We start from the raw sequence: 24,672 nt of genomic DNA on the forward strand, positions 1-24,672 counted from the left end.
TGTCACACCATGACAACGGCTGGTACTTACCGGTCGGTATGCAGGGTTGCCCTCAGTGTGGAGGTCTTCGTGTCCCGTCGTGTGCCCAGATCCCGAGCCCTTCTCGCTCTCGTCCTCGGCGCCACGCTCACCGCACCCCTCGCGCTCACCGCCCCGGCCGCCGCCGCGGACGGCCGGTTCACCGTCACCGCACTGAGGTTCACCGTCCAGGCGGGAGGCCGGACCTGCGCCGTCGACGCCGACCTGTACCGTCCGACGGGGGCCGACCGCGGCCACCGCGCGCCCGCCGTGCTCGCCACCAACGGCTTCGGCGGCAGCAAGTCCGACGGCTCGACCGACGCCATCGGCAGGGCCTTCGCCCAGCGCGGATACGTCTCCCTCGTCTACTCCGGGCTCGGCTTCGGCCGGTCCGGCTGCCTGATCTCGCTGGACGACCCGAGGATCGACGGTGCCGCGGCCTCGCAGCTCGTCGACTTCCTCGGCGGCCGACGCGCCGCGGACGACGGCACCAGAGCCGACTTCGTCACCCTCGACGCACCCGGCGACCCACGCGTCGGCATGATCGGCGGCTCCTACGGCGGGGCCGTCCAGCTGGCCACGGCCGCCGTCGACCGGCGCGTCGACGCGCTGGTACCGATGATCACGTGGCACGACCTCGCCTACTCCCTCGACCCGAACAACGCCGTCGGCAGCGGCGGCGTGCCCGGCGCCTTCAAGTGGCAGTGGGCCAACGGCTTCTACCTCATCGGCGAGGGCCAGCCCCTGCTGGAGCCGAACCTCGACCCCTCCCGCATCAACGCCCTGGCCTGCCTGCACTTCGTCACCAGGGCCTGCGAGACGATCCGCACACTCAACTCCGGCCGCTACCCGGCGAAACAGACCGCCGAACTGCTCTCCTACGCGCGCAGCGTCTCGCCGGTGTCCTACCTGAGCCGCGTCAAGGCGCCCACCCTCCTCGTCCAGGGCCAGGCCGACAGCCTCTTCAACCTCAACGAGGCCACGGCGACGTACCGGACGCTCAAGGCCCAGGGCACACCGACGAAGATGATCTGGCAGTCCTGGGGCCACAGCGGCGGCCTCACCGCACCCGCCACCGGTGAACTCAACCTCGCGCAGGGCAACTTGGAGACCAGCTACGTCGGCCGGCGCATCCTCGCCTGGTTCGACCGCCACCTGCGCGGGAACAGCGTCGACACCGGGCCCGCCTTCGCCTACCGCAGGGACTGGATCACCGACCCGGACCGCACCTACGCCACCGCCGACCGCGTCCCCACGCCCAACCGGACGCTCCACCTCTCCGGCGACGGCAAGCTCGTCGACCACCGCGCCGAGGTGGCCCGCGGCAGCCGTACGTACACCAACTGGCCGGTCCCCACGAGCCATTCGGAGAACTCGCTGTACGGCATGCTCGGGCTCCCCGACCCGGCGCCGTACGACACCCCGGGCACCCACCTCGCCTGGACCAGTGAGCCGCTCACCCGCACGACGGACGTCGTGGGCGCTCCCCGCGCCACCCTGAAGGTCGTCTCCCCGGTGGCCGAGCGTACCCAGCACTCCCGGGACGCCGCGGACAAGCTCGTCCTGTTCGCCAAGCTGTACGACGTCGCGCCCGACGGAAAGCAGACGCTGGTGCACCGGCTGGTCGCGCCCGTGCGCGTGCCCGACGTCAGGAAGCGCTTCACCGTGACGCTGCCGGGGATCGTGCACCGGTACCAGCAGGGCCACCGGCTGCGGTTCGTGGTCGCGGCGAGCGACGACGCGTACTTCGGCAACCGAGGGATCAAGCCGGTGACCGTGGTCAGCGCACCCGGGGACACCGGGGTGCTCCGGCTGCCGGTGATCGGCTGAGCCACCCCGCGGCCGTGCTCACCATGCGTGAGCGCGGCCGCGGGAGCATCCTGGTCCTATGACCGCCAAGACCACGCGGAGAGACAGGAAGGCGGGCGGGACGCGAACCGGGTGGCGCGAGGCGCTGACCCCCAAGGGGATCACCGTGCTGGTGCTCCTCGCCCTCGCCCTGGTCTTCATCTTCGAGAACACCCGCACGACCGAGATCCGGCTGCTGGTGCCACTGGTGACGATGCCGCTGTGGCTGGCACTGCTCGGCGTCGGCGTCGTCGGCGTGCTGCTCGGGGTGCTTTTCATGAGCCGGCGCCGCTAGGTCGGACACGACCTAGGGGGCGTCGTGAGCGATCCGATCCGAACGACACGCCCGGGCGCGCCGTCGTAGGCTGGCGCAATGCCCCATCCCGCGACCCGCTATCTCGCCGAAGGCCCCCGCGTGGGCATACGTCACTTCACCTACGAGGACTCCGCCGAGTTCACCGCCCGTGCCCGGGAGAGCAAGGAACTGCACCACCCCTGGCTCTCCCCGCCGGACGGCGCCGCGGCGTACGCCGCCTACGCGGGGCGGCTGATCGAGGACCCGAGCAAGGCGGGGTTCCTGGTCTGCGCGAAGGACGACGGCGGAGGCATCGCCGGGTTCATCAACATCAACAACATCGTCGAGGGCGCCTTCCTCAGCGGCGCCCTCGGCTACGGCGCCTTCGCCCACGCCGCCGGGCGCGGACTGATGCGGGAGGGGCTCGACCTCGTGATCGGGCACGCCTTCGGGCCGATGCGGCTGCACCGGCTGGAGATCAACGTGCAGCCCGCGAACACCGCCTCGATCGCCCTTGCCCGCGCCTGCGGATTCCGGCTGGAGGGCTTCTCGCCGAACATGCTCTTCATCGACGGGGCCTGGCGCGACCACGAACGGTGGGCGCTCACGGTCGAGATGCGGGCTTCCGGTTGATCTTCATCGTGCCGAGAGACCACCGGGTACCGCTTCGGCACGTGCTTGAGCGGCGACGGTCCCATGCGCCCCGGACGATCACCCGGTAGGTCTGCTGCACGCTCGTGACCGGCTGGCTCGTTCCGCTCGGGTCGTGGCGTCGAGGGCCGACTCCACGTTCGGCGAGAATGGGCCGCATGCCGAATCTCGTGGTGCTCGACGCCCCCTCCAACCTGGGCCTGCGCCCGCCCGCTCCCGGCACCGTGCCCGGCTGCCACAAGCTGGCCGGCGCCTTGCGCGAGCAGCGGATCGTCCAGCGACTCAGGGCGTCGGAGGGCGGGGTGGTGGTGCCGCCGCGCTACGACCGCGGGGACTGGCAGGAGGGCGACGGAGTCTTCAACGCGGCGGCCATCGCCGCCTACACCCGCAGGCTCGCCGACCGCATCGAGCATCATGTACGCGCCGGGGACTTCCCCGTCGTGCTGGGCGGCGACTGCTCCATCAACCTGGGCGCGGCCCTGGCGCTGCGCCGCATCGGCCGGTACGGCCTGGCGGTGCTGGACGCCTCGCCCGACTTCCGGCACCCGGGCAACTCCGACCGGGTCGGCGCGGCCGGCGGCGAGGAGGTCGCCCTGGCCACCGGGCGGGGGCAGGAGGACCTGACGAACCTGGAAGGGCTGGGGCCCTACCTGCGGGACGAGGATGTGCGGTACTTCGGCATCCGTGACTGCTTCGAGGCTGAGCGTGCCGAACTCGCCGAGCTCAGGATCCCCGTCGTGACCGTCGGTGACGTACGGGAATGGGGGGCGGGGACGCTCGCCTCGGTGACCCGGCAGGCGTTCGAGATCCCGCAACTGGACGGGTACTGGGTGCACTTGGACGCGGATGTCCTCGACCCGTCCGTGATGCCCGCCGTCGACAGTCCCGACCCCGACGGCCTCACCCCCGGGGAACTCGTCGCGCTCCTGGAGCCGCTGCTGGCCTCACCGCACTGCGTCGGCCTCAACGTCACCATCTACGACCCCGACCTGGACCCCGAGGGCACGGCGGGGGCGCTGCTCACCGACATCGTGGTGGCGGCCCTCGGTCAGGCCTGACGGTCCACGTACTCGTACACGACCCCGTCCGGGTGCATGGCGATCAGATTGCGGCCCACCGGCGTCGGGACCGGGCCGGCGATGATCCGGGCACCCAGTTCGCTGAGCACCTGGTGGGTCTCCTCGACGTCCTTGACGGCGATCGTCGCCGCGACCTTGCGCAGCACCTCCAGCTCCGCCTCGGGACCGCTCATCAGCAGGAAGCAGCCGATCGCGGCCACCTGCACGCCCCCGCGTTCGAAGCGGAGGGCCGTGCCGCCCGCGAGGCGTTCGTAGAAGGGGACCGCGGCCTCCAGATCGTCGACGCACACGCGCAGCGTGGCTCCCAGAATCTCCATGCCCAGAGCCTAGTTGGGGGCAGCCGCGGACGGAGATCGTTTCACGCGATCCCCTCACTCCCCGTTATGCGTACGCCTGTACGGGTACTCGGTGGCCATGGACCGCTTGGATCACCTTGAGCATCTCGACAAGCACTTGGTCGACGAGCTGGCGCAGGTGGCGCGCGAGACGGTACGTGACGAACTGCGCGAGCAGACGCGCAGGCAGCGCCGCCGGGCCATGCTGTACGCCGCGTCCGGCGCCGTCGCCCTCTACGCGGGCGCGGCCCTCGCGCTCGCCCTGGGGCTGGGCCTCGCGGCCGGGCTCCCGGACTGGGCCGCCGCGCTGATCACCGCGGCGATCCTCGGTGCGGTGGCCTACGCGCTGCGGGGTGCGGCACGTCCCTCCGCCTCCCGTCCGACGCCGGGGCACGGGGCCGAGACGGCCACCACGCCGCCCCACCGCGTCGTCGGCGGCACCGCCCCGGCCACCCCGCCCAGCGGGCTCGGCCTGCCGTACCCGCCGATGCCGGCGGGCCCGCCCGGGACCGGAGCACCCGCCGCGGTGCCGGGGACGCCCGGCGCGCAGACCTCCGGCCCTGACGACATCGACCCCGAACAGCCGCATCACCGGGCGTGACACGCGTGCGCAAGCCGTGGAAGGCGGACCTGCCCCGGCGGGGCAGGTCCGTGGTGGTGACCGGGGCCAGCGGCGGCGTGGGCCGGGCCGCGGCCCTGGCCTTCGCCGCACGCGGCGACCGGGTCGCCCTGCTGGCACGCGGCCGCGAGGGACTCGCCGCGGCGGCCGACGACGTGCAACGGGCCGGGGGCGAGGCCCTGGCCGTCCCCGTGGACATGGCCGACGCGAAGGCCGTCGAGCACGCGGCCCAGCAGGTCGTCGACGCGTTCGGGCACATCGACATCTGGGTCAACAACGCCTTCGCCGGGATCTACGCGCCCTTCACCGAGGTCACCCCGGACGAGTTCCGGCGCGTGACCGAAGTGACGTACCTCGGCTGTGTGTTCGGCACGCGAGCCGCCCTGCGCCATATGCTGCCGCGCGGCCGGGGCACCATCGTGCAGGTCGGGTCCGCGCTGGCCTACCGGGGGATTCCGCTGCAGTCGGCGTACTGCGGGGCCAAGCACGCCATCCAGGGGTTCAACGAGTCGTTGCGGTGCGAGCTGCTGCACGGGGGGAGCCGGGTGCGTACGACGATGGTGCAGCTGCCGGCCGTCAACACCCCCCAGTTCGACTGGGTGCTGAACCGGCTGCCGGGGCGGGTCCGTCCGGTGGCGCCCGTGTACCAGCCGGAGGTGGCGGCACGGGCGATCGTGCATGCCGCGCAGCACGCAAGGCGCAGGGAGTACTGGGTGGGGGGTGCCACGGCGGCCACGCTGATCACCAACGCGATCGCTCCCGGCTTCCTGGACCGTTACCTGGCCCGGACCGGCTTCGACGCCCAGCAGGACCAGGGCGAGCCGGAAGGCCCGGGCAACCTGTGGACCCCGGCGGACGGGCCGCACGGACGGGACTTCGGGGCGCGTGGACGCTTCGACGAGGAGTCCCACCGGCTAAGCCCTCAGGTGTGGTTCTCCCGCAATCGCGGCCGCATGGGGCGGGCGCTCACCCTCGGCGCCGGGATCCTGGCCGCGCGACGCCTCACCCGCCCGGCGCGTCGGCATCCGAACGGCCGACCCTAGGCCACCCGGTACTGCTCGACCTCCTCCGTTCGCAGTGTCAGACCGTGGCCGATGCCCTGGGTGGGAGTGATCGTGCCGCCCGTGGGGTCCAGGGCGCCGTCGAAGAACATGTCCTCGATACGGACGTGGTCGTGGAACCACTCGATGTGACGGAGGTTGGGCAGCGCGGCGGCAGCGGCGGCGTGGGCGTGCGGGGCGCAGTGCGCCGAGACCTGCAGGCCGTGGGCCTGGGCCAGGGCGGCGGCACGCAGGAACTCCGTCAGGCCGCCGCAGCGCGTGGCGTCGATCTGGAGGCAGTCGACCGCCCCCGCGGTGATCATGCGGGCGAAGTACGGGAGGTCGTAGCCGTACTCGCCGGCCGTGACGTCGCACGGCAGGGCGTCCCGGACCAGCCGCAGACCCGTCAGGTCGTCCGAGGACACCGGCTCCTCGAACCAGCCGACGCCGTGCTCGGCGAGGGCGTGGCCGATGCGGACCGCCTGCTTGCGGGTGTAGGCGCCGTTCGCGTCGACGTACAACTCCGCCTTGTTGCCGATGACTTCGCGTGCCTCCCGGACCCGGGCCACGTCGCGCAGCACCGCACCGCCCCGCTCCTCGCCGATCTTGATCTTCACGCGCGGGATGTGCTGACCGTGCACCCAGCCGTTGAGCTGCGCGACCAGGTGGGTGTCGTGGTACGTGGTGAAGCCGCCGCTGCCGTACACCGGGACGCGTCCCCGGCACGTGCCCAGCAGGCGGGCCAAGGGGAGTTCCAGCAGGCGGGACTTGAGGTCCCACAGCGCGATGTCCAGCGCCGAGATCGCGCACGCGGCGACGCCCGCGCGGCCCGCGTTGCGGATCGCGCGGCACATCGCCTCGTGCGCGGCCGGGATGTCCAGGGCGTCGCGGCCCTCGACGAGGGGAGCGAGGTGGTCCCGCAGGAAGTCGCCGATCGCCGCCGGACCGTAGGTCCAGCCCGTGCCGGTGGCGTCGCCCGCCGTGACCTCGGCGATCACCACCGTCGTGGCGTTCCAGGACAGCGTGCCGTCCGCCTCGGGGGCGTCGGTCGGGACCGTGTACACGGAGACGACGGGAAGACGGAGTTTCATCGCCGGATGCCGCCCCTCGTCACCGCTGCAGCTGCGGCAGCACCTTCGTGCGGTAGAAGTCGAAGAAGCCCCGCTGGTCGGGGCCGATCTGGTTGACGTAGATCCGGTCGAAGCCCGCCTCGGCGAAGGCGTTCAGGGCGCCCACGTGCTCCTCGACATCGTCCCCGCACACCGTGTTCTCACGCACCATCTGCTCGGTGACCAGCGGCTCCAGCTGCTCGAAGTGGCGCGGCGAGGGCAGGATCTGGCCCATCTCGCCAGGCAGCAGCTGGTTGGACCACAGCCGCCGCACCGTGCGCACGGCCTCGTCGCGGTCGCTGCCGTAGCAGACCTTCGTGCCGCCCATGACCGGCTTGCCGTGCCCGCCGCCCTTGCGGAACCGGGTCACCAGCTCCTCGTCCGGCATCATCGTGATGTAGCCGTCCCCGATCCGGGCCGCCAGCGCCGTGGCCTCCGGACCAAATCCGGAGACGTCGATCTGGACCGGCTCGTCGGGCACCGTGTAGAGGCGGGCGTTCTCCACCCGGTAGTGGCTGCCGTAGTGGCTGATCTCCTCGCCGGAGAACAGCCGGCGCATGATCAGGATCGCCTCCTCCAGCATCTCCAGGCGGACACTCGCCGGCGGCCACACATGGCCGAGGATGTGCTCGTTGAGGGCTTCTCCGGAGCCCACGCCGAGCCGGAAGCGGCCGTTGGTCATCACCGCGCAGGTCGCAGCCGCCTGCGCCACCACCGCCGGATGGATCCGCACGGTCGGGCAGGTCACCGCCGTCTCGACGGGCAGCGACACCGCCTCCGAGACTGCGCCGATCACCGACCACACGAAGGGGCTCTCGCCCTGCGCGTCGTTCCACGGGTGGTAGTGGTCCGAGATCCACAGCGACTGGAACCCGGCCTGCTCGGCCATCCGTGCCTGTTCGACGAGGTCGGCGGGGCGGAACTCCTCGGTCGCCAGGAAGTAGCCGTACTCGGGCATGGGGGACACCTCCGGGAGTGCCGCGGCGGCGGGGACGGTCGCCGTCCGGGTACCCGGCGCCCCGCCGGGAAACCGGTCCTGCCGGTTCCACCTGCCGGACGGCGGCGCCGCCGCCCGGGCCCACGTTTGGCGGCCCCGACCAGGGGGACGCGGAAGGCTCGCGAGGTACGCGACCGGGCTGAAGACGCCCGCAGGCGAACCAGCCATCAAAAACGTCGGAGGCCAACCGTGAGTCGACCCCGCATCGTGATCGTCGGCGCCGGATTCGCCGGATACCGTGCGGCCCGCACGCTGTCCCGGCTGACCAGGCACCGTGCCGACATCACCCTGCTGAACCCGACCGACTACTTCCTGTACCTGCCCCTCCTGCCACAGGTCTCCGCGGGCATCCTGGAGCCACGCCGGGTGACCGTCTCCCTGTCCGGCACCCTGCCCCACGTACGGCTCGTGCTGGGCGAGGCCGACGGCATCGACCTCGACGGGCGGACCGTGCACTACACCGGGCCCGAGGGCGACGGCGGCACCCTGTCCTACGACCGGCTGATCCTCGCCGCGGGCAGCGTCAACAAGCTGCTGCCCATCCCCGGTGTCGCCGAGCACGCGCACGGCTTCCGCGGGCTGCCCGAGGCGCTGTACCTGCGCGACCACGTGACCCGGCAGGTGGAGCTGGCGGCGACCGCGGACGACCCCGCGACCTGCTCGGCACGGTGCACCTTCGTCGTCGTGGGCGCCGGGTACACCGGTACGGAGGTCGCCGCGCAGGGCCAGCTGTTCACCGACGCCCAGGTGCGCAAGCACCCCCTGCGGTCCGGCATGCGGCCGCGCTGGATGCTGCTCGACATCGCCGACCGCGTCCTGCCCGAACTCGACCAGCGGCTCTCGCGCACCGCCGACCAGGTGCTGCGGCAGCGGGGCGTGGACGTGCGGATGGGCACCTCCGTCAAGGAGGCCACGCACGAGGGCGTTCTGCTGACCGACGGCGAGTTCGTCGACACCCGCACGCTGGTGTGGTGCGTCGGCGTACGGCCCGATCCGCTCGCCGAGTCCCTCGAACTGCCCCTGGAACGGGGCCGTCTGCTCGTCGACCCGCATCTTCAGGTGCCGGGCCGGTCGGAGCTGTTCGCCGCCGGGGACGCGGCCGCCGTCCCGGATCTGGCCAAGCCCGGACAGTACACCCCGATGACCGCTCAGCACGCCTGGCGGCAGGGCAGGACCGTGGCCCACAACGTGGCCGCGTCCCTGGGGATCGGCGAGCGGCGCGCCTACCGCCACCGCGACATGGGGTTCGTCGTGGACCTGGGCGGCGTCAAGGCCGCCGCCAATCCGCTCGGCGTCCACCTGTCCGGTGTGGCGGCGGGCGCGGTCACCCGCGGCTACCACCTCGCCGCGATGCCCGGCAACCGCGTCCGGGTCGCGGCCGACTGGTTCCTGGATGCCGTACTGCCGCGCCAGGCAGTGCAGTTGGGTCTCGTACGGTCGTGGGCCGTACCGCTGGACACGGCTTCGCCGGAGCTGGTGCGCAAGCCTGACGGGGTGGGGAAGGGGGCCGCCGGGGCGGCCGCGGCCGACGGCGGCAAGAGGGGCGCCACCGAGGAGACGGGCGGGCCCGCGAAGGCACGGTCCGGAGGGGAGCCCGCGATGAGTCGATCTGAGGATGAGCCCGCGAGGAACCAGCCCGGTGGTGAGCCCGCGAGGAACCAGCCCGGAGGTGAGCCCGCGAGGAACCAGCCCGGAGGTGAGCCCGCCGAAGGCACGGACGAGCGCGCGGCACCGAACGGTGCGCAGCCGTCCGGCCCCCTCCAGGACGCGGATGCCGGCAAGCACCCCGAAGCCCCCGGCCCCGTGACGCGCGCCGACCTGCGAGCGGCCCGCGCGTCGCACTCCGGTGCCTCCGACGACCCCGCCGAACCAGCCCGCTCCCGCACCACCACGGAAGGAGACACATGAACACCGCCGAACTCGTCGAGCTGGCCCAGCAGTTGCGGGTGGACAGTGTGCGGGCCGCCGCGGCCGCGGGATCGGGGCATCCGACGTCGTCGATGTCCGCCGCCGATCTGGCCGCCGTACTGTTCGCGAACCACCTGCGCTACGACTTCGAGCGGCCCGCCCACCCGGCCAACGACCGCTTCGTGCTGTCCAAGGGCCACGCCTCGCCCTTGCTGTACGCCGTCTACAAGGCGGCCGGTGCCATCGAGGACGGTGAACTGACCACCTTCCGCAAGATCGGCAGCCGTCTCGAAGGGCACCCCACCCCGCGCCGGCTGCCGTGGGTGGAGACGGCGACCGGATCGCTCGGGCAGGGACTGCCGATCGGTGTCGGGATCGCGCTCGCCGGGAAGCGGCTCGACCGGTCCGGGTACCGGGTGTGGGTGCTGTGCGGGGACAGCGAACTCGCCGAGGGCTCCGTCTGGGAGGCCGCCGAGCACGCCGCGTACGAGGAACTGGACAACCTCACGGCGATCGTCGACGTGAACCGGCTCGGCCAGCGCGGTCCGACCCGGCACGGCCACGACCTCGACGCCTACGCCCGCCGCTTCCAGGCCTTCGGCTGGCACACGGTCGAGGTGGACGGCCATGACGTGGACGCCGTCGACCGGGCGTACGGCGAGGCCAGGTCCACCACCGGACAGCCCACCGTCATCCTCGCCCGCACCCTCAAGGGCAAGGGCGTCGAGAGCGTCCAGGACCGCGAGGGGCTGCACGGCAAGCCGCTGCCGGACGCGGACGAGGCGATCGCCGAACTCGGCGGGCCGCGCGACCTGCGCGTCGGCGTCCACGAGCCGCCCGCCGCCCGCATGCTGCACGCCGTGCACACCGGCGGCCTCGAGCTGCCCCGCTGGGAGAAGGGGGAGGAGGTGGCCACGCGCAACGCCTACGGCGAGGCGCTCGCCGCGCTCGGCACCGCACGCTCCGACGTGGTCGCCCTCGACGGCGAGGTCAGCGACTCCACCCGCGCCGAGTTCTTCGCCAAGGAACACCCCGACCGGTTCTTCGAGTGCTACATCGCCGAGCAGCAGCTCGTCGCCGCCGCGGTCGGGCTCTCGACGCGCGGCTGGGTGCCGTACGCCTCCACCTTCGCCGCCTTCCTGACCCGTGCCCACGACTTCGTGCGCATGGCGTCGGTCAGCGGCGCCGGCATCAACCTCGTCGGCTCGCACGCCGGTGTCGCCATCGGCCAGGACGGCCCCAGCCAGATGGGCCTGGAGGACCTGGCCATGATGCGGGCCGTGCACGGCTCGACCGTGCTGTACCCGTGCGACGCCAACCAGACCGCCAAGCTCGTCGGTGCCATGGCCGGCCTGGACGGCGTCCGCTACCTGCGCACCTCGCGCGGCAACAGCCCGGTGATCTACGGGCCCGACGAGGAGTTCCCCGTCGGCGGCAGCAAGGTGCTGCGCTCCGGTGACCGCGACCGGCTGACCGTCGTCGCGGCCGGCGTCACCGTGCACGAGGCGCTCGCCGCCGCCGACGCCCTGGACCGCGACGGCATCCAGGTCAGGGTCATCGACCTGTACTCCGTCAAGCCCGTCGACCGGGCCACCCTGCGCCGGGCCGCCGAGGAGACCGGCTGCCTGCTCACCGTGGAGGACCACCATGAGGAGGGCGGCCTCGGCGACGCCGTCCTCGACGCGTTCCTCGACGGGCGCCCGGTGCCGCGCCTGGTGCGGCTCGCCGTGCGCACGATGCCGGGCTCGGCATCCCCGGACGAGCAGCTGCACGCCGCCGGCATCGACGCCGCGGCCATCGCCGCCGCCGGCAAGCTGCTGGTGGAGGAGGCGGTCGTACGATGACCGCCGACGGCGACACCAGGAAGGTCCGGGCGGGTCGCCGTACGGTCGAGGTCAAGCGCGTCGACAAGGTGCTCTTCCCCGGGGACGGGGGCGCGAAGGAGTACACCAAGGGCGACCTCGTCGACTACTACCGGTCCGTCGCCCCCTTCATGCTGCCGCATCTGCGGGGCCGACCGCTGATGCTGGAGCGGCACCCCGACGGCGTCGACGGACCGACGTTCATGCAGAAGAACACCCCCGAGCACTACCCGGACTGGATCACCCGGGTCGAGGTAACCAAGGAGGACGGCACCGTCCGCCACACGGTCTGCGACGACACCGCCACCCTCGTCCACCTCGCCGACCAGGCCTGCCTCACCCTGCACCGCTGGCTCTCACGCGCCGACAGCCTCGACCGGCCCGACCGGCTGGTCTTCGACCTCGACCCGGCCGACGACGACTTCGGACAGGTGCGGGAGGCGGCCGGGCTGCTCGGCGAACTGCTGGACACGCTGAAGCTGCCGTCGGCGCCGATGACCACCGGTTCACGCGGGCTGCACATCGTCGTGCCCCTCACCGGTCAGCAGGACTTCGACGAGGTGCGCGCCTTCGCCCGGGACGTCGCCGACACCCTCGCCGACGCCCACCCGGACCGGCTCACCACCGCCGCCCGCAAGAAGGACCGCGGCGAGCGCCTCTACCTCGACGTGCAGCGCAACGCGTACGCGCAGACCGCGGTCGCCCCGTACACCGTCCGTGCCCGGCCAGGCGCTCCGGTGGCCACGCCGCTGACCTGGGACGACCTGGACGACCCGAGGCTCGACGCCCGCCGCTGGAGCATCGCCGACGCACGGGAACAGGCCCGCACCGACCCATGGGCGGGGGTGATGGGACGCGGCCGTGCCCTGGGCCCGGCACGGCGCCGGCTGGACGCACTGCGTGGCTGAACCACGAAAACTCGTGGGTTTGGCCAACGCCTGTCGGGCCACTCGCCGTTGGAGGTGCACATGACTGATTCACAGAACACCCATAAAACATCCAGAAAAGGACAGGGTGCGGCGGACGGCAACCCGAGCCCCATGGAGGTGCTGCGCCAGGCGCGCGCCCAGCTGGCCGAGCTCACCGGCATGGCCGCGGAGACGGTGTCCTCGTTCGAGCAGACCGAGGACGGCTGGACGCTGGAGATCGAGGTCCTGGAGCTGGCCCGTGTCCCCGACACGATGAGCCTGATGGCGAGCTACCAGGTGGAACTCGATCACCAGGGGCAGCTCACCGGCTACCGCCGTGTCCGCCGCTACGAACGCGGACGCTCGGACGCGCGCAGGTCCGGCGGCCGGTAGGCCGCCCGCCCACGCCCTTCACACCATCCCCAGACAGATTCACGGACAGATTCACGGACAAGGAGGAACGGCCGGCATGACCGTAGTACCGGCACAGCAGACCGGAGGCGGAGGCGGCAGCAGCGGTCTCTACGACGTTCTCGAACTCGTCCTCGACAGGGGGCTCGTCATCGACGCCTTCGTCCGGGTCTCCCTCGTCGGCATCGAGATCCTGAAGATCGACGTCCGGGTGGTCGTCGCCAGCGTCGACACCTACCTGCGCTTCGCCGAGGCGTGCAACCGGCTCGACCTCGAGGCCGGGCCGCGCAAGAACCCGGGCCTGCCCGACCTGGTCGGGGAGATCACCGAGTCCGGGGCGCGCGGCAAGTCCAAGGGGGCGCTGTCCGGTGCCGCCCAGACCATCTCCGACGCCTTCAAGCAGGCGCGGGAGGAAGGCGAGAGCGAGCCCAGGCCGCGTGCCCGCAAGTCCACCTCGACGCGCCGGAAGGAGGAGCAGGAGTGAGCACGTACGTGTACGGCATCACCGCGAGTTCGCATCCCGAGCTGCCGAAGGACTTCGGCGGCGTCGGCGACCCGCCGCGCCCCGTCCGCGTACTGAAGGAGGGCGCTCTGGCCGCCCTGGTCAGCGACGCCCCCGAAGGGCTGCGGCCCAAGCGCAAGGAACTGCTCGCGCACTCGAACGTACTCGCCGAGGTGGGAGCGAACGGCTGTGTGCTGCCCATGCGGTTCGGCAGCGTCGCCCCCGACGACGAAGCGGTCACCTCGGTCCTCGCCGAACGCGCGGACCACTACCAGGAGCGCCTGCGGGCCCTGGACGGCAAGGTCGAGTACAACGTCAAGGCCACCCACGTCGAGGAGGCCGTGCTGCACCGGGTGATGGCCGGCAACCCGGAGGTCCGGGCCCTGACGGAGGCCAACCGGCAGGCGGGCGGCGGCTCCTACGACGACCGGCTGCGGCTCGGCGAGATGGTGGTCGCCGCGGTCAAGGCGCAGGAGGCCGAGGACGCCACCGACGTGCGGCACACCCTGGAGCCGGCCGCGGACGCGGTCAGCGTGGGCCCCGACTCCTCCGGCTGGCTCGCCAACGTGTCCTTCCTGGTGGACCGCGACGGGGTGGAGACGTTCCTCGCCGCCGTGGAGCAGCTCCGCAAGGGCCATCCGCACCTCGACCTGCGGGTGAACGGCCCTCTGCCGCCGTACAGCTTCGTCGAACCCGGCCCCGCCGAGCCCGCGGGCACCACGATCGGCGCGGAGAGCGCGGAGGAGTGAGGCCGTGGGACTGATCGGAGAGGTACTGCTGCTGCCGTTCGCCCCGGTGCGCGGCAGCGCATGGGTGATCAGACAGGTGGTGCAGGAGGCGGAACGCCTCTACTACGACCCGGCCGCCGTGCGCGCAGAACTGGCCGCGCTGGAGGAGAAGTTGTCCGCGGGTGAGATCACCGAGGAGGAGTTCGACCGCCAGGAGGACGAACTGCTCGACCGGTTGGAGACCGGGCTCGCGCGCACGGGACGGGCAAGCGATGGGACGGCACGATGAACAGAATGGGACTGGGCCTCGCGGTAGGGGCCGGATACGTCCTCGGACGTACGAAGAAGATGAAGCTGGCGTTCGCCATCGGCTCTCTGGTGGCCGGCAAGCGGATGCAGCTGACTCCACGGGCCATCGCCGACGTGGTGTCCCAGCAACTGCAGAACAATCCGCAGTTCAAGGAGATCGGGGACCAGCTGCGCGAGGATCTGCGCGGTGTGGGCAAGGCCGCCTCGGGCGCCATGGTCGAGCGGCAGCTCGACGCCCTCGCCGACCGGCTGCACGGGCGTACCGCACAGGTGCGTGACCAGCTGGCGGGAGTGGCGCCGCAGACGCCGGACGACGAGGAGCCGGAGGAGGCCGAGGAGCCGGAGGGCGCCGAGGAGTCGGAGGAGGCCGAGGAGCCGGAGGACGCCGAGGAGCCGGAGGGCGCCGAGGAGGAGCCGCGTCGGAAGGCCGCGAAGAAGGCACCCCCCGCCAAGAAGGCACCCGCGAAGAAGGCCGCGGCCAAGAAGCCCCCGGCCAAGAAGTCGGCCGCGAAGAAGACCGCGGCCAAGAAGTCGGCGGCGAACAAGCCCGCCGGCAAGAAGACGGCCGCAGCGCGCGGGGCCGCCCGCAGCGCGGGCCGGACTGCCGAAGGGCGGTGACGAACGATGACCGAGACACTCGGATCAGCGACCTCAGCGGCAAACGGAGCGACGAAGGGAGCGGCCAAGGGTCCACTCGGCGGCCTGGCCCAGAGCGAGGCCGCCGACCGGCTCAAGGAGGAGGTACGCGAGTACCTCGCCGCCCAGGCCACCCGCGTGCTGACCGGCGCCGGCCAGAAGCTCGGCCAGGCCACGGTCAAGCTGACCGACGTGGCCGAGGGCCGCAGCCCCGGCCTCGCCAAGATGGCCCTCGACGGCGGCCGCAAGCTCGCCGAGGGCAAGGGGCCGGTGCGCAGCGCGCTGGAACTCGGCGCCTCACGGGCCAAGGACAGCGTGGCCGGCGCGTTCAAGAACCTCGGCGGCGGCGGCAAGGGCAAGCGTAAGCGCGGGGCGGGCGGCAAGCCCACCGTCATCATCGAGTACGTCGACGTCGGCGTCCCGCTGCGCACCGCGTACGACCAGTGGACGCAGTACCAGGACTTCAGCACCTTCGCGAAGGGTGTCAAGAGCGCCAGCCGCGCCGACGACACGAAGTCCGACTGGCAGCTGAAGGTCTTCTGGTCCAACCGCAACTGGAAGGCGACCACCACCGAGCAGGTGCCCGACGACCGCATCGCCTGGACGTCGGAGGGGGCGAAGGGCACGACCAAGGGCGTCGTCTCCTTCCACCGGCTCGCCGACAACCTCACCCGCGTCCTGCTGGTCATCGAGTACTACCCCCAGGGCCTGTTCGAGAAGACCGGCAACATCTGGCGCGCCCAGGGCCGCCGTGCCCGCCTCGACCTCAAGAACTACGTCCGCTTCATCACCCTCAAGGGAGAGGCGGAGGACGGCTGGCGCGGCGAGATCCGCGACGGCGAGGTCGTGCGCAGCCATGAGGACGCGGTGGCGGAGGAGGAAGAGGAAGCGCGCGAAGAAGAACAGGGAGAGGAAGAGCAGGACGACACGGCGGCCGCCGAGGACGACAACGGCGAGTACGCGGACGAGGAAGCGGAGGACGAGCAGGAGCCGGAGGACGAATACGAGGACGAGGAGGAGGGCGAGTACGAGGATGAGGAGCCCGAGGCCGAGGAGGAGCCCGAGGCCGAGGAGGAGTCCGAGTACGAGCCCGAGGAGGAATTCGAGGACGAGGACGAGGTCGAGCACGCCGGTGGCGGGAGCCGCCGATGACGACGCCCGGTCGGCTGCCGGATCCCTACGGCCACAACGGGGGCGCCAACCTCGCCGACATCCTGGAGCGGGTGCTCGACAAGGGCGTGGTCATCGCCGGCGACATCCGGATCAACCTGCTCGACATCGAACTCCTCACGATCAAGCTGCGCCTCATCGTCGCCTCGGTCGACAAGGCCAAGGAGATGGGCATCGACTGGTGGGAGGACGACCCCGCGTTGTCCTCCCGCGCCCGGCGCGACGAACTCGCCCGGGAGAACGCCGAGTTGCGTGAACGCCTGGCCCAGCTGGAGCCGGCCCGGGGACAGGAGGAGGCCTCATGACCGGACTGCGCTACGTGTACGCCGTCTGCCATCCCTTTCGCTCCCCGCTCCAGGTCCAGCTGAGCGGGGTGGCCGGGGCACCGCCGAAGCAGCTGACCCACCACGGGCTGGTCGCCGTCGTCAGTACGGTGCCCGAGTCGGACTTCGCCGAGGAGCCACTGCGGCGCCACCTGGAGGACCTGGACTGGCTCACGGCGACGGCCCGCGCACACCAGCAGGTCATCGACGCCCTTACCGTCGTCACGACGCCGCTGCCGCTGCGGCTCGCCACCGTCTTCCGCGACGACAGCGGGGTACGCAGCATGATGGAGGCCCGCGAGGCGGACTTCCGGCGCGTCCTCGACCGGCTTGAGGGGCGGGTGGAGTGGGGCGTCAAGGTGTACGCCGACGTGGAGCCCGCGGAGTCCGCCGAGTCCGCGGACAGCGGCGCCACCAAGGCGCAGGCCATGTCGGGACGGGACTATCTGCGACGGCGCCGTTCGCAGACCCGGGCCCGCGAGGACGTCTGGCAGCGGGCCGCCGCATTCGCGGGCCGACTGCACGAAACGCTTTCCGCGTTCGCCGAGGAATCCCAATTGCACGCCCCGCAGAACTCCGCTCTCTCACGCGCGGCCGGGCAGAATGTGCTCAACGCCGCTTATCTGGTGCCGCGCGCCGATTCCGAGGAATTCGTGGAACTGGTGGACCGGGAGAAGGACGACGCTCCGGGAATACGGGTGGAACTCACCGGGCCATGGGCGGCCTATTCCTTTACGGCGGAGTTCGCGGAGGAACGGACGGAGGAGGGGATGTGACCGTCGTCGAACGCCGTGAGATCGCCCTCGTGGACCTGCTCGACCGGCTGCTGGCCGGCGGGGTGGTCGTCACGGGGGACATCACGCTGCGCATCGCGGACGTCGACCTCGTCCGCATCGACCTGAACGCGCTGATCAGCTCCGTCAACGAACAGGTACCGTCACCGTGGGGGGACTGACGTGACGTCACACCGCAACCGGCTCGACCTCGAACCCGACACCGTCGAACGCGACCTCGTCAAACTCGTGCTGACGGTGGTCGAGCTGCTGCGCCAGCTCATGGAGCGCCAGGCGCTGCGCCGTTTCGACCAGGGGGACCTGAGCGAGGAGCAGGAGGAACGGATCGGGCTCACGCTGATGCTGCTGGACGACCGCATGACCGAGCTGCGTGAGCGCTACGGGCTGCGGCCCGAGGACCTGAATCTGGACCTCGGGCCGCTGGGACCACTGCTTCCCCGGGAGTGAGCTCACCTCACCACCGGTACCAGCGACCCCTGCCTCCCGCCGCGGTCGTGCCTCGCATCACGAAACCCAGGAGCCATACCACGAGGACCGCGATCGCAATCCACCAGAGTGCCTTCAGCGCAAATCCGGCACCAAAGAGAATGAGAGCCAGAAGCAGCACGAGCAGAATAGGAACCATTTTTTTGACCTCCTGCTCAACGGGTTTCCAGAAAACCGCGATTCAGGCGTCTTTCCGACACAGAATCTCCCCGTGCAGCACACTGAACCAGCCGTCCTCCTGCCGCCCCCACTGCCGCCACGCCTCGGAGGCGGCCCGCAGCTGCTCCCTGCTCGCGTGGCCGCCCTCGATGGCCCGCTCGGCGTACGCCGAGGCCAGCGTCCGGTCCGCCCACAGGCCGCTCCACCAGGCCCGCTCGTCCGGCGTCGAGAAGGTCCAGGTGCTGGAGCCGGCCGTGACGTCCGTGAGTCCGGCCCGGTGTGCCCAGGACTTCAGGCGGCGTCCGGCGTCCGGCTCGCCGCCGTTGGCGCGGGCGACGCGGCGGTACAGGTCGAGCCAGGCGTCCATCCCCGGTGACGCCGGGAACCAGGTCATGGCCGCGTAGTCCGAGTCTCGGACCGCGATGAGACCGCCGGGCCTGGTCACCCGCTTCATCTCGCGCAGGGCGCCCACCGGGTCCCCGACGTGCTGCAGCACCTGGTGGGCATGGACGACGCAGAACGTGTCGTCCGGGAAGTCCAGGGCGTGTACGTCCGCGACCCCGAACGCCACGTTCGCCAGACCGCGTCCGGCGGCCGTGGCCCGGGCCTGCTCCAGGATCTCCGGCGCGCGGTCGATGCCGGTGACATGGCCCTCGGGGACCAGGGCCGCCAGGTCGGCGGTGATCGTGCCGGGGCCGCAGCCGACGTCCAGGACCTTCATGTGCGGCTCCAGTGAGCCGAGCAGGTAGGCCGCGGAGTTGGCCGCGGTGCGCCAGGTGTGCGAACGCAGTACCGACTCGTGGTGCCCGTGCGTGTAGACAGCGGTCTCCCGGGCCTGTTCCCGTGCCTTCGACATGGCTGTTCCCCTCGTCTCGCCGTACCGGATCAAGGGGCCGCACGGCCCCGCGGGCGGTACGCGACACCGTACGCCTTCATGTCGAATGTTGAGACCGCTGTTTCACAGTATGGACGGGAGTCTCCGAGTGGACCGGAGGGGTCCACCGGGGGTCACGTACCGGCCAGCGGTCGGTAGACGGTCAGCGCCTCCGGCAGCTTCTCCAGCGTCACCTCGCCCCCCACCTCGGTGACTTCGCCGTCGTAGGCGAGGAGCGCGCCCCGGGTGACCCCCGACAGGTGCAGCCGCCCCACCTGGACCGCCGCGTGCGCCGGGGACCGGGTCAGCGGACCCGCGAGGGCGGCGGCGAGCAGCCGCAGGGCGGGCCGACGGCCGCCGTGCACGACCCGTACGTCGAGCACGCCGTCCGCGAGGTCCAGACGCCGGGCCGGGGCGAGGCCCACCCGGTGGTAGGTGCCGTTCCCGGCGAACAGCAGCCACAACGGGTGGGCCCGCCCGCCGACCTCGGCGTGCAGCGGGTGCCGCTCGCGGCGCAGGACGCGCAGGGCCGCGAGCACCCCGGCCGGCCAGGCGCCGACCCGGTGCGTGAAGCCGTCCCGCTCGCGCACCAGCTCCGGGTACACCCCCAGGCTGCACGTGTTCAGGAACAGCCCCTGGCGCCCCCCGCTGGTGAACCGTCCCACATCCACCCGCACGGCCTCGCCGCGCCCGACCGCCCGGCTCAGATCACGTTCGTCCTCCACGCCCAGGTCGAGGGCGAAGTGGTTCAACGTGCCGCCGGGCAGCACCGCGAGCGGCAGATCGTGCCGCAGCGCCACCTCCGCCGCCGTGTTCACCGTGCCGTCACCACCGCACACACCGAGCACCCTGGCCCGGGTCGCCGCCTTCTCCAACTCGGCGCGGGTGTCGGACGGTTCGCACTCCACCAACTCGGCACGCGGCAGCAGGTCCAGCAGGGCGTGCACCCGGTCGGCGGTGCCCGACCCCTTGTTGGCCACCATGACCAGGCCCTCTCCGTCCGGCAGCGCCGGGACGTCCGTACGGGGCCGGGCCGGCGGAACCAGCCGGTCACGCGTCGGCACCATGCCCCGTACGGCGAACGCGGCACCCGCGCCCAGCGCCGCCCCGGCCAGCACGTCGCTCGGGAAGTGGACGCCGGTGTACACCCGCGAGAGCGCCACCGACCAGGCCACCGGAGCCACCACCAGACCCCAGCCGGGCGACTCCAGCGCCACACCCGTCGCGAACGCGGCCGCCGAGGCGGCGTGCCCGGACGGGAACGAGGTGGTGATCGGCTGCCGCTTGAGCTGCCGGACCAGCGGCACGGGGTCCAGGGTCGGCCGGGGCCGGCGCACCGACCGCTTGCCGAGGGTGTTGATGGTCAGCGAGGCGAGGCTCAGCGAGGCCAGGCCCCGGGCCGCCGCCCGGCGGGCCCTGGGGGTGCGGCTCGCGGCGATGGCGGCGGCCGCCGCGAACCACAGCACTCCGTGGTTCGCGCTCCGGCTCAGCCGCGGCAGCACCGGCTCCGCATACGGCCAGTTCCGCTCGGCGGCGAACTCGAACAGCCGCGAGTCGAGGGCGAGGAGGCGGTCGCGCAGGGCATGCCGGCCGCGGGTGGCAACGGTGAAGTCGACGTCTGGACTCATACACCCCTGGGTACCCTGAAGCGGCCGATTGCTGTCCGGCCGACGGTGAACGACCCACGGAGGAACCCGTCAGATGCGCCTGCTCCTGATCCGCCACGGCCAGACGCCCTCCAACGTGGACCACCTGCTGGACACGGCCGTCCCCGGCCCCGGTCTGACCGCCCTCGGCGAAGCGCAGGCCGCGGCCCTGCCCGAGGCCCTGGCCGCCGAGGACATCGAGGCGGTCTACGCCTCCACCGCGATCCGCGCCCAGCGCACCGCCGCCCCGCTGGCCGCCGCCCACGGCCTCGACGTGCTCGTCCGGGACGGCATCCGGGAGCTGGCCGCCGGCGACATGGAGATGCTGCCGGGCCACGCGAAGCAGGCGGAGCCCTACATGAGGACGGTGTTCGCCTGGGCGGCCGGCGACACGGAGCTGCGCATGCCGGGCGGCGAGAGCGGGACCGAGGCACTCGCGCGCTACGACGCGGTGGTGGCGGAGGCCGCGGGCGGCGGGGCCGGGACCGCGGCCCTGGTCAGCCATGGAGCGGCGATCCGAATGTGGACGGCGGCGCGGGCGGCCAACGTCGATGTCGCGTTCGCCGCGGCGCATCCGCTGGCGAACACGGGCGTGGTGATCCTGGAGGGCTCGCCCGAGGAGGGCTGGAAAGCGCTGGAGTGGGCGGGGGCGGTGGTGTCTCCGGCGGGGGAGGGCGGGCCGGCCGGATGGCCCGTCGACGGGGCGGCGCCGTAGCGGCGGGGTGCGGGGCGGGCGCGGGACCGCCTCCTGCGTCCGCTCGGGGCGGCCTTGGATAAGCGTTTGCCCAGGCCGCGCGGCGGACTCCAGAATGCGTCCTCATGGGACATCTGGAAGCCGCGCACCTGGAGTACTACCTCCCCGACGGGAGGGCGTTGCTCGGCGACGTCTCCTTCCGGGTGGGAGAGGGCGCCGCCGTGGCGCTGGTCGGGCCCAACGGCGCCGGCAAGACGACCCTGCTGCGGCTGATCTCGGGGGAGCTGAGGCCGCACGGTGGCACCGTCACCGTCAGTGGCGGGCTCGGCGTGATGCGGCAGTTCGTGGGCTCCGTACGGGACGAGACGACCGTACGCGACCTGCTCGTGTCGGTCGCGCCGCCGCGCATCCGCGAGGCCGCGCAGGCCGTGGACGAGGCCGAGCACGCCATCATGACCGTCGACGACGAGGCCGCCCAGCTGAAGTACGCGCAGGCCCTCGCCGACTGGGCCGAGGTGCGCGGGTACGAGGCCGAGACGCTGTGGGACATGTGCACGACGGCCGCGCTCGGAGTGCCGTACGACAGGGCGCAGTTCCGGGAGGTCCGCACGCTCTCCGGCGGTGAGCAGAAGCGGCTGGTGCTGGAGGCGCTGCTGCGCGGCACCGACGAGGTGCTGCTGCTCGACGAGCCCGACAACTACCTCGACGTGCCCGGCAAGCGCTGGCTGGAGGAGCGTCTGAAGGAGACCCGCAAGACGGTCCTGTTCGTCTCCCACGACCGCGAACTCCTCGCCCGAGCCGCCGACAAGATCGTCTCCGTCGAGCCCTCACCGGCCGGCGCGGACGCCTGGGTGCACGGCGGTGGCTTCGCCACCTACCACGAGGCCCGACGCCGGCGCTTCGCCCGCTTCGAGGAGTTGCGCAAGCGCTGGGACGAGAAGCACGCCCAGCTGAAGAAGCTGGTCCTGACGCTTCGGCAAGCGGCCGAGAACAGCCCCGACATGGCCTCCCGCTATCGCGCCGCCCAGACCCGGCTGCGCAAGTTCGAGGAGGCCGGGCCACCCCCGGAGCCGCCGCGCGAGCAGGACATCAGGATGCGGCTCAAGGGCGGCCGCACCGGCGTGCGGGCCGTCACCTGCGAGGAACTGGAGCTCACCGGCCTGATGAAGCCCTTCTCCCTGGAGGTCTTCTACGGCGAACGCGTCGCCGTCCTCGGCTCCAACGGCTCCGGGAAGTCCCACTTCCTGCGGCTGCTGGCCGGCGACGAGGTGGCGCACACGGGGAAGTGGAAGCTCGGCGCGCGGGTCGTCCCGGGGCACTTCGCACAGACGCACGCGCATCCCGAACTGTTCGGCCGCACCCTCCTCGACATCCTGTGGAAGGAGCACGCCCAGGACCGGGGCGCCGCGATGTCCCGCCTGCGCCGCTACGAGCTGACCCAGCAGGCCGAGCAGACCTTCGAGCGGCTCTCCGGCGGCCAGCAGGCCCGCTTCCAGATCCTCCTGCTGGAGCTCCAGGGTGTCACGGCCCTCCTCCTCGACGAGCCGACCGACAACCTCGACCTGGAGTCGGCCGACGCGCTCCAGGAAGGGCTGGAGGCCTTCGAGGGCACGGTGCTCGCCGTCACCCACGACCGGTGGTTCGCCCGCTCCTTCGACCGCTACCTCGTCTTCGGCAGCGACGGCCGGGTGCGCGAGACGCCCGAGCCGGTGTGGGACGAGCGGCGGGTGGAGCGGGCCCGCTGACGCCGGACGCCGGGGGAGCCGAGTCCGCTCGGCTCCCCCGGCGCTGTCGCGGCGACATCGCTCAGGCCCAGCGCAGCAGGGCTCCCAGCCCGCCCGCCGGCTCCGTGGCCGGGTCGGCCGGGGTGACCGACAGCGCCACCGCGCCGGTGGCGACCGCGGAGCGGATCAGCGCGTCGTCGGCCCGCGCCGACCAGCTGTTCTGCTCGCCGAGGATCTTCAGGTCCGTACGGCGCACCGCCACCTGGTCCGGGTCCTCGCCGATCCACACCTCGCGACGGGCGTCGGGGCTGTCCGGCCTGATCAGGAGCTCCTCGATCCGGTGCTCGCGGGCGGCCTCGATCAGCGCGGGCACTCCCTCCGCCGCACCGGCGCGACCCTCGCCGTCCGGCTCCCGGGCCGCCAGGAAACGCTCCAGCTCACGCTCCGCCCGCTGCCGTACATGCTGCTCGCGGATCCGTTCGACGTCATCGTCGAGCAGCCTGCTGCCGGTGCCGTGCGGGGCCTCGACGACGAGGCCGTGCAGCCGCTGCGGCAGCCGCTCGTGCACCGACCGCCGCTCGCGGTCGTCCCCGACGAGGATCAGCAGGTCGGCGCGGGTCTCCTCCTGGCAGACGGTGAGCGCGTCGGCGATCTCGGCCGCGTTGTGCTCCCAGGTGTTCTCCACCTTGAGCTGGAAGTGCCGCTCGGACCAGTCGACGCTGCTCGTGCGGTGGATCGGGTGCTGCCGGCCGCTGACCGAGCCGACGTCCTGCCGGCCCAGCGCGCTGCGCAGCTCGAAGGCGGCGCCCCTGCGGTCGACGTAGGCCACCACGCACACCGGGTCCTCACCGGCGAGCTCCAGGAGGGGCGCGGTGTGCGGCAGCGGCGCCCAGTGGGCGCTGTCCCGCTGCGGGGGCCTGGCCAGCGGCGGATCCAGGACCACCTTGCCGGCGCAGGCGAAGACCGCGCGTCCATGGGGCTCGGAGGAGTGCTCAAGCCCTTCCAGCGCGTCCCGCACGGCCCGGCAGGTGGCCTCGTCGGCGCCCTGCTCGGCCAGCTCCCGGGACAGGGCCTGGGCGGTGAGGTGCCGCTCGTGGGGCGTGTCCTCCGTGTGCCGGGACGTGCCCACGTACACGGAGGCCCAGGGGCCGGGGTGTTCGTACAGTGGATGCAGAAAGGCGAGATCCATAGCTCTCTCCCGTACCGAGCTCGGGTGCTGTGTGCTCGACGGGCGGGTACCCGGACGGCATCATTGAACACGACGAGCGGGGCACACCATGAACGGAGTCGACCCCGGCCGGCTGGACGACCAGCAGCTCATGAAGGAGCTGGAGACGATCCACCGGACGCGCCACGACACGTTGCTGTACGGCTCGAACGACGCGCTGCGAGCCCACAACGAACGCATGGCCCAGCTGGAGGGCGAGTACCTGCGCCGCAACCCACGTCGCACGGTAGCCTCGGGCCGGACCCGTGAGGGCGCCCGCGACCGCACGGGCAGCAGCGAGACCCCGACGAGCCCGCCGGCGTGAACGGGCCCGGCGCGC

General features: G+C 72.2%; 28 protein-coding genes and 1 pseudogene. 22 read left to right on the forward strand and 7 right to left on the reverse strand.

Annotation, left to right across the window (positions count from 1 at the left end):
* Positions 1–69: 69 nt before the first annotated feature.
* From ACWCPI_RS25070 to ACWCPI_RS25085, 4 genes are all read left to right on the forward strand, one after another.
* The gene (locus tag ACWCPI_RS25070) at positions 70–1,848 is read left to right on the forward strand and encodes a CocE/NonD family hydrolase (RefSeq protein WP_451040219.1); all 1,779 of its coding nucleotides are present in this window, start codon (positions 70–72) and stop codon (positions 1,846–1,848) included.
* A 58-nt stretch (positions 1,849–1,906) separates the two neighbouring features.
* A complete protein-coding gene (locus tag ACWCPI_RS25075; RefSeq protein WP_451040220.1) occupies positions 1,907–2,161 on the forward strand; it encodes a DUF1049 domain-containing protein in 255 nt (84 codons plus the stop codon).
* Between the two features lie 78 nt (positions 2,162–2,239).
* A complete protein-coding gene (locus tag ACWCPI_RS25080) occupies positions 2,240–2,794 on the forward strand; it encodes a GNAT family N-acetyltransferase (RefSeq protein WP_451040221.1) in 555 nt (184 codons plus the stop codon).
* Positions 2,795–2,970: 176 nt separating this feature from the next.
* Positions 2,971–3,870 carry an arginase family protein gene (locus ACWCPI_RS25085; protein WP_451040222.1) on the forward strand — a complete coding sequence of 300 codons (900 nt, stop codon included), beginning with the start codon at positions 2,971–2,973 and terminating at the stop codon, positions 3,868–3,870.
* Here the strand turns inward: ACWCPI_RS25085 and ACWCPI_RS25090 are convergent.
* The gene (locus tag ACWCPI_RS25090) at positions 3,861–4,208 is read right to left on the reverse strand and encodes a VOC family protein (RefSeq protein WP_451040223.1); all 348 of its coding nucleotides are present in this window, start codon (positions 4,206–4,208) and stop codon (positions 3,861–3,863) included. The genes ACWCPI_RS25085 and ACWCPI_RS25090 overlap by 10 nt on opposite strands.
* 97 nt (positions 4,209–4,305) lie before the next feature.
* Here ACWCPI_RS25090 and ACWCPI_RS25095 point away from each other — a divergent pair, with 97 nt between their 5' ends.
* Complete coding sequence (locus ACWCPI_RS25095; RefSeq protein ID WP_451040224.1) at positions 4,306–4,827, forward strand: phage holin family protein; 522 nt, start codon at positions 4,306–4,308, stop codon at positions 4,825–4,827.
* Positions 4,828–4,832: 5 nt separating this feature from the next.
* Positions 4,833–5,888, forward strand: coding sequence for an SDR family oxidoreductase (locus ACWCPI_RS25100; RefSeq protein ID WP_451040225.1), 1,056 nt, complete (start codon positions 4,833–4,835; stop codon positions 5,886–5,888).
* Here ACWCPI_RS25100 and ACWCPI_RS25105 read toward each other — a convergent pair.
* Positions 5,885–6,976: an enolase C-terminal domain-like protein gene (locus ACWCPI_RS25105; RefSeq protein WP_451040226.1), complete on the reverse strand. Its 1,092-nt coding sequence runs from the start codon at positions 6,974–6,976 to the stop codon at positions 5,885–5,887. The two genes, ACWCPI_RS25100 and ACWCPI_RS25105, sit on opposite strands and share 4 nt — an antisense overlap.
* Before the next feature lie 19 nt (positions 6,977–6,995).
* On the reverse strand, positions 6,996–7,952 hold the full coding sequence (locus ACWCPI_RS25110; RefSeq protein ID WP_451040227.1) for an LLM class F420-dependent oxidoreductase: 957 nt from the start codon (positions 7,950–7,952) through the stop codon (positions 6,996–6,998).
* Positions 7,953–8,180: 228 nt separating this feature from the next.
* On the opposite strand from ACWCPI_RS25110, the gene ACWCPI_RS25115 reads away from it, so the two are divergent.
* The 13 genes from ACWCPI_RS25115 (at position 8,181) to ACWCPI_RS25175 (ending at position 17,989) form a co-directional block, all read left to right on the forward strand.
* Entirely contained in the window at positions 8,181–9,899 is a 1,719-nt protein-coding gene (locus tag ACWCPI_RS25115) for an FAD-dependent oxidoreductase (protein ID WP_451040228.1), read from the forward strand.
* Complete coding sequence (locus tag ACWCPI_RS25120) at positions 9,896–11,743, forward strand: transketolase (RefSeq protein WP_451040229.1); 1,848 nt, start codon at positions 9,896–9,898, stop codon at positions 11,741–11,743. The genes ACWCPI_RS25115 and ACWCPI_RS25120 overlap by 4 nt, the downstream gene beginning before the upstream one ends.
* Positions 11,740–12,669: a non-homologous end-joining DNA ligase gene (ligD, locus tag ACWCPI_RS25125; RefSeq protein WP_451040230.1), complete on the forward strand. Its 930-nt coding sequence runs from the start codon at positions 11,740–11,742 to the stop codon at positions 12,667–12,669. Before ACWCPI_RS25120 ends, ligD begins: the two co-directional genes overlap by 4 nt.
* A 60-nt stretch (positions 12,670–12,729) precedes the next feature.
* Positions 12,730–13,062 carry a gas vesicle protein GvpO gene (locus ACWCPI_RS25130; protein ID WP_451040231.1) on the forward strand — a complete coding sequence of 111 codons (333 nt, stop codon included), beginning with the start codon at positions 12,730–12,732 and terminating at the stop codon, positions 13,060–13,062.
* 76 nt (positions 13,063–13,138) lie between these two features.
* Complete coding sequence (locus tag ACWCPI_RS25135; RefSeq protein ID WP_451040232.1) at positions 13,139–13,564, forward strand: gas vesicle structural protein GvpA; 426 nt, start codon at positions 13,139–13,141, stop codon at positions 13,562–13,564.
* Complete coding sequence (locus ACWCPI_RS25140; RefSeq protein WP_451040233.1) at positions 13,561–14,331, forward strand: GvpL/GvpF family gas vesicle protein; 771 nt, start codon at positions 13,561–13,563, stop codon at positions 14,329–14,331. Before ACWCPI_RS25135 ends, ACWCPI_RS25140 begins: the two co-directional genes overlap by 4 nt.
* 4 nt (positions 14,332–14,335) lie before the next feature.
* Positions 14,336–14,599: a gas vesicle protein GvpG gene (locus ACWCPI_RS25145; protein WP_019760423.1), complete on the forward strand. Its 264-nt coding sequence runs from the start codon at positions 14,336–14,338 to the stop codon at positions 14,597–14,599.
* Positions 14,600–14,604: 5 nt separating this feature from the next.
* The gene (locus ACWCPI_RS25150; protein ID WP_451040234.1) at positions 14,605–15,237 is read left to right on the forward strand and encodes a DNA primase; all 633 of its coding nucleotides are present in this window, start codon (positions 14,605–14,607) and stop codon (positions 15,235–15,237) included.
* A 6-nt stretch (positions 15,238–15,243) separates the two neighbouring features.
* On the forward strand, positions 15,244–16,407 hold the full coding sequence (locus ACWCPI_RS25155) for an SRPBCC family protein (RefSeq protein WP_451040235.1): 1,164 nt from the start codon (positions 15,244–15,246) through the stop codon (positions 16,405–16,407).
* Complete coding sequence (locus ACWCPI_RS25160) at positions 16,404–16,730, forward strand: gas vesicle protein (RefSeq protein WP_451040236.1); 327 nt, start codon at positions 16,404–16,406, stop codon at positions 16,728–16,730. Before ACWCPI_RS25155 ends, ACWCPI_RS25160 begins: the two co-directional genes overlap by 4 nt.
* Positions 16,727–17,524 carry a GvpL/GvpF family gas vesicle protein gene (locus tag ACWCPI_RS25165; protein WP_451040237.1) on the forward strand — a complete coding sequence of 266 codons (798 nt, stop codon included), beginning with the start codon at positions 16,727–16,729 and terminating at the stop codon, positions 17,522–17,524. The genes ACWCPI_RS25160 and ACWCPI_RS25165 overlap by 4 nt, the downstream gene beginning before the upstream one ends.
* On the forward strand, positions 17,521–17,703 hold the full coding sequence (locus tag ACWCPI_RS25170; protein ID WP_356570648.1) for a gas vesicle protein: 183 nt from the start codon (positions 17,521–17,523) through the stop codon (positions 17,701–17,703). The genes ACWCPI_RS25165 and ACWCPI_RS25170 overlap by 4 nt, the downstream gene beginning before the upstream one ends.
* Position 17,704: 1 nt before the next feature.
* Positions 17,705–17,989 carry a gas vesicle protein K gene (locus tag ACWCPI_RS25175; RefSeq protein WP_388808149.1) on the forward strand — a complete coding sequence of 95 codons (285 nt, stop codon included), beginning with the start codon at positions 17,705–17,707 and terminating at the stop codon, positions 17,987–17,989.
* 7 nt (positions 17,990–17,996) lie between these two features.
* Here ACWCPI_RS25175 and ACWCPI_RS25180 read toward each other — a convergent pair whose 3' ends face one another.
* The 3 genes from ACWCPI_RS25180 to ACWCPI_RS25190 all read right to left on the reverse strand — a co-directional run bounded on the left by ACWCPI_RS25180 (position 17,997) and on the right by ACWCPI_RS25190 (position 20,689).
* Positions 17,997–18,167, reverse strand: coding sequence for a hydrophobic protein (locus tag ACWCPI_RS25180; RefSeq protein ID WP_394721338.1), 171 nt, complete (start codon positions 18,165–18,167; stop codon positions 17,997–17,999).
* 42 nt (positions 18,168–18,209) lie between these two features.
* Positions 18,210–19,043, reverse strand: a complete 834-nt coding sequence (locus tag ACWCPI_RS25185; protein ID WP_451040238.1) for a methyltransferase domain-containing protein — start codon at positions 19,041–19,043, stop codon at positions 18,210–18,212.
* Positions 19,044–19,195: 152 nt separating this feature from the next.
* Positions 19,196–20,689: a phosphatase PAP2 family protein gene (locus ACWCPI_RS25190; RefSeq protein ID WP_451040239.1), complete on the reverse strand. Its 1,494-nt coding sequence runs from the start codon at positions 20,687–20,689 to the stop codon at positions 19,196–19,198.
* A gap of 73 nt (positions 20,690–20,762) precedes the next feature.
* On the opposite strand from ACWCPI_RS25190, the gene ACWCPI_RS25195 reads away from it, so the two are divergent.
* Positions 20,763–21,422 (forward strand): histidine phosphatase family protein, encoded by a 660-nt coding sequence (locus ACWCPI_RS25195; RefSeq protein ID WP_451040240.1) that lies wholly within the window; start codon positions 20,763–20,765, stop codon positions 21,420–21,422.
* Between the two features lie 104 nt (positions 21,423–21,526).
* A complete protein-coding gene (locus ACWCPI_RS25200; RefSeq protein WP_451040241.1) occupies positions 21,527–23,146 on the forward strand; it encodes an ABC-F family ATP-binding cassette domain-containing protein in 1,620 nt (539 codons plus the stop codon).
* 61 nt (positions 23,147–23,207) lie between these two features.
* Here ACWCPI_RS25200 and ACWCPI_RS25205 read toward each other — a convergent pair whose 3' ends face one another.
* The gene (locus ACWCPI_RS25205) at positions 23,208–24,314 is read right to left on the reverse strand and encodes a baeRF2 domain-containing protein (RefSeq protein WP_451040242.1); all 1,107 of its coding nucleotides are present in this window, start codon (positions 24,312–24,314) and stop codon (positions 23,208–23,210) included.
* 59 nt (positions 24,315–24,373) lie between these two features.
* Here ACWCPI_RS25205 and ACWCPI_RS25210 point away from each other — a divergent pair.
* Positions 24,374–24,657 (forward strand): annotated as a pseudogene (locus tag ACWCPI_RS25210) (DUF6158 family protein).
* The last annotated feature ends 15 nt before the right edge of the window (positions 24,658–24,672 follow it).

It is taken from the genome of Streptomyces sp. NPDC001920, assembly GCF_053594495.1.